At 75.4% G+C, this 3,539-nt stretch carries 6 protein-coding genes; 1 reads left to right on the top strand and 5 read right to left on the bottom strand.

Features of this window, described 5'->3' with window-relative positions; all coding sequences use genetic code 11:
• The 5 genes from VGB14_01645 to VGB14_01625 form a co-directional block, all read right to left on the bottom strand.
• Positions 1-731, bottom strand: a 731-nt coding sequence (locus tag VGB14_01645) for an MBL fold metallo-hydrolase (protein ID HEX9991609.1), incomplete at its 3' end; no start/stop codon positions are given.
• Positions 728-1,567 (bottom strand): NUDIX domain-containing protein, encoded by an 840-nt coding sequence (locus VGB14_01640; protein HEX9991608.1) that lies wholly within the window; start codon positions 1,565-1,567, stop codon positions 728-730. The genes VGB14_01645 and VGB14_01640, both read right to left, overlap by 4 nt.
• A gap of 1 nt (position 1,568) precedes the next feature.
• The gene (locus VGB14_01635) at positions 1,569-2,015 is read right to left on the bottom strand and encodes an FxsA family protein (GenBank protein ID HEX9991607.1); all 447 of its coding nucleotides are present in this window, start codon (positions 2,013-2,015) and stop codon (positions 1,569-1,571) included.
• 21 nt (positions 2,016-2,036) lie between these two features.
• Positions 2,037-2,357 carry a metalloregulator ArsR/SmtB family transcription factor gene (locus tag VGB14_01630; GenBank protein ID HEX9991606.1) on the bottom strand — a complete coding sequence of 107 codons (321 nt, stop codon included), beginning with the start codon at positions 2,355-2,357 and terminating at the stop codon, positions 2,037-2,039.
• Positions 2,358-2,360: 3 nt separating this feature from the next.
• On the bottom strand, positions 2,361-2,783 hold the full coding sequence (locus VGB14_01625; protein ID HEX9991605.1) for an SRPBCC domain-containing protein: 423 nt from the start codon (positions 2,781-2,783) through the stop codon (positions 2,361-2,363).
• 73 nt (positions 2,784-2,856) lie between these two features.
• Between VGB14_01625 and VGB14_01620 the strand changes: the two genes are divergently transcribed.
• Positions 2,857-3,489: an ATP-dependent Clp protease proteolytic subunit gene (locus VGB14_01620; GenBank protein ID HEX9991604.1), complete on the top strand. Its 633-nt coding sequence runs from the start codon at positions 2,857-2,859 to the stop codon at positions 3,487-3,489.
• Positions 3,490-3,539: the final 50 nt, after the last annotated feature.

Below are 3,539 nucleotides of genomic sequence, written 5' to 3'. Positions count from 1 at the left end.
ATGGGGACGTCGGTGTACACGCTCGCGACGATCTCGTCGATCGTCGCCGTCCCGGCCTCGGCCAGCGCGGCGGCGATGGCCTCCTCCCTCGCCCGGCGGTGGGCCAGGTAGCGGTCGATCGTCGCCACCGGGTCGTCGATGAGGTGGCCGTGGCCGGGCGCGATGCCCTTCAGCCGCAGGGTGCGCAGGCGCTCGAGCGACGCCAGGTACTGGGCCATGTCGCCGTCCGGCGGGGCGATGACCACGGTCGACCCCTGCATGATGTGGTCGCCCGAGAACAGCAGGCGCTCCTCCTCGAGCAGGAAGCACAGGTGGTTCGAGGCGTGGCCGGGCGTGTGCAGCGAGGTCAGCCGGAACTCGGTCGCCTCGATCACGTCGCCGTCGGCCAGCCGGCCGTCGACCTCGAGCCCGTCGCCCGGCCCGAACGCCAGCACCTCGGCCCCCGTCCGCTCCTTCAGCCCGGCCACCCCGGGCGAGTGGTCCTCGTGGGTGTGGGTGACGAGGATCCAGCGGATGCGGTCGCCGCCGCAGCCGGCGATGGCGTCGAGGTGCCCGTCGTCGGCCGGGCCTGGGTCGATGACGGCGATCTCGTCGATGCCGACCAGGTAGGTGTTCGTGCCCGGGCCGGTCATCGGCCCCGGGTTGGCGGCGAGGATGCGGCGCACCAGCGGGCTGATGGCGCTGGCCACGCCGGGCACCATCGGCGGGCGCTCGGGGGCGGTGTCGCTCATGCCGTCCTCCCCGGCAGCGGCATCCCCTCGGGCAGGGCCTCGCCGGCGTCGGCGTAGCCCGGGTCGCCGGGGAGCAGGATGCGCACGCCGCCACCCTCCTCGACCACCACCCTGGGCTGGATGGTGGGCACCTCGTCGATGGCCGCCGCCGCGGCGAGCAGGTCGCCGGCCGACCGGAACCGCGCCAGCGCGGCCAGGTTCCGGATGGTCGGCAGGATCAGGTCGAACTCGCCGTCCTCGTGCCGGCGGAGCGCCTCCGAGGGGGCGATCCACGTGCTGGCCACCGTCTCGGCGTCGTCGTGCAGCGGCACCTGGGCCTCGGGGGCGGCGGCCACGAAGAACCGGGTGTCGTAGCGGCGGGGCGGGCCGACCGGGGTGATCCAGTGGCTGAAGTAGTGGAGGGCGTCGACGGCCAGGCGGAGCGACTCCTGCTCGCACACCTCGACCAGGCGCCGCCGGCCGGCGGTCACCTCCGCCCGGTGGCGGGCGAAGCGGTCCTCGACGGCCGGGTCGTCGAGGCGGACGACCGACCCGCCGGCGTCGTAGGCGAGGAGCACGCCGGCCTCCTCGAAGCACTCCCGCACGGCCGCCACCCAGAACGCCAGCCCGCCGGACGGGACGCCGAGGGCGGCCGAGGCCTGCGCGTCGGTCCGGCCGGCGCAGACGGCGCCGAGGTCGGCCCGGCGGTCGGCCGGGTCGACGGCCCCGCCCGGGAACACGTGGGCGCCGCCGACGAAGTCCGACCGCAGGTTGCGGCGGACCATGAAGACCTCGAGGCCGGCGTCGCCGTCCCGCACCAGCATCACGGTGGCGGCGTCGCGCACCTCGACGGTCACCTCAGCCGAGCTCCCGCCAGTGCGGCGGCCGCCCGGGCGGCTCGTCGACGTCGATGACCGGGCCGAACCGGCCGGTGACCTTCGCGGCGACCCGCCGCCGGACGCGGGCGAGCACCGCGGCGCGCACGACGGCCCTGGTCGGCGGCAGGAGCAGCACCACGCCGAGGACGTCGCTCAGGAACCCCGGCGTGATCAGCAGGGCCCCGGCCAGCAGGATCAGGCCGCCGTCGACCAGCTCGCGGTGGGGCAGCTGGCCCCGGTCCACGGACCGCTGGAGCCGGCGGAGCACGCCGACGCCCTCCCGCTTCACGAGCCAGGCGCCGACCACGCTGACCAGCACGAGCACCGCGATCGTGTTCAGCACGCCGATCCCGTGCGCGACCTGGAGGATGACCGCGAGCTCGGCGATCGGCACGACGAGGAAGAGCAGGCCGAGCAGCACGATCACCCGTCCATCGTACGGCCGGGCTCAACCCCCGAGGTGCCGGCGCAGGCGGGCGAGGCGGCGGTCCCAGGCGGCGCCGACCTCGGCCAGCCACGCCATCGCGTCGTGCAGCGGGTCGGGGGTCAGGGTGAACCTCGTCTCCCGGCCGCTGCGGGTGGCCTCGACCAGCCCGGCGTCCTCCAGGGCGCCCAGGTGCTTGGCGACGGCCTGTCGGGTGATCGGCAGCTCGGCGGCGAGCTCGGTGGCCGTCGCCGAGCCCCGCTCGGCCACCCGCCGCATGACCGAGCGGCGGGTGGGGTCGGCCAGCGCGGAGAACACCGCGCCGGCCCGCTCCTCCTGGCCCACCGGCTACACGCCGGCCGGCACCAGGCTGCGCAGCTCGAGGGCGAGCAGGCGGCGGTCCCACGCCGCGGCCCTGGCCGCCCGCAGCCCCTCCCCGGCCGCCGCCCGGGGCACGACGGGCGCCTCGACCACGGTGAGGCGGGTGCCGCCGTCGACCCGCTCGACGGTCAGCGCGACGCGCGAGGGGGCGGCGCCGTCGTCGCCCCACCAGCGCCACACCAGCCGCCGGCCCTCGTCGACCTCCTCGACGACGGCGTGGCGGGTGGCCCCGCCGGGCTCGTCGAAGCGGCCCCGGCCGCCGGGGGTGGGGTCGAGGGCGACGTCGGCGCCGAACCACTCGGCCAGCTCGGCCTCGTCGCTCACCGCCCGCCACACGTCCTCGGGGCTGGCGTCCAGCACGACCGTCCGCTCGACGTGGTCCACGGCCACCTCCGTTGCGCAACTCTGCGGTTGCACGTACGATGCGCAACCAGTTAGTTGCAGACTACCAGGAGGCGCCGCCGTGTCCCAGCTGCTCGTCCCGACCGTCATCGAGCAGAGCTCGCGTGGCGAGCGGGCCTACGACATCTACAGCCGGCTGCTCAACGAGCGCATCGTGTTCCTCGGGACGGCCATCGACGACACGGTCGCCGGCCTCGTCATCGCCCAGCTGCTGCACCTCGAGGCCGAGAGCTCCGACAAGGAGGTCCAGCTCTACATCAACTCCCCTGGCGGCGACATGACCGCCCTGTTCGCGATCTACGACACCATGCAGCACCTCTCGGTCGACGTGGCCACGACGTGCATGGGCCAGGCCGCCTCGGCCGCCGCCGTGCTCCTCGCCGCCGGCGCGCCGGGGAAGCGGGCCGTGCTGCCGAACGCCCGGGTGCTCATCCACCAGCCCCACGGGGGGGCCCAGGGCCAGTCGGTCGACATCGAGCTGGCCGCCGCCGAGATGGCGTACATGCGCGAGCGGATGACCGACATCCTCGCCAGCCACACGGGCCGATCTCGCGACCGGATCGCCAGGGACATCGACCGGGACTACATCCTGCGGGGCGAGGCCGCGGTCGAGTACGGGATCGTCGACAAGGTGATCGAGCCCCGCCGGCTGCGGGCCCTGCCGTCGGTGCCCATGGAGGCGACCGGGCCGTAGCCTCGCGGGCGTGCGCCCGCCGTCGGTCGACGCCCTCGCCCGGTCGCTGG

The organism is Acidimicrobiales bacterium (assembly GCA_036399815.1).
Classification (GTDB): domain Bacteria; phylum Actinomycetota; class Acidimicrobiia; order Acidimicrobiales; family DASWMK01; genus DASWMK01.
This window is presented reverse-complemented; position numbering and strand designations above follow the sequence as displayed.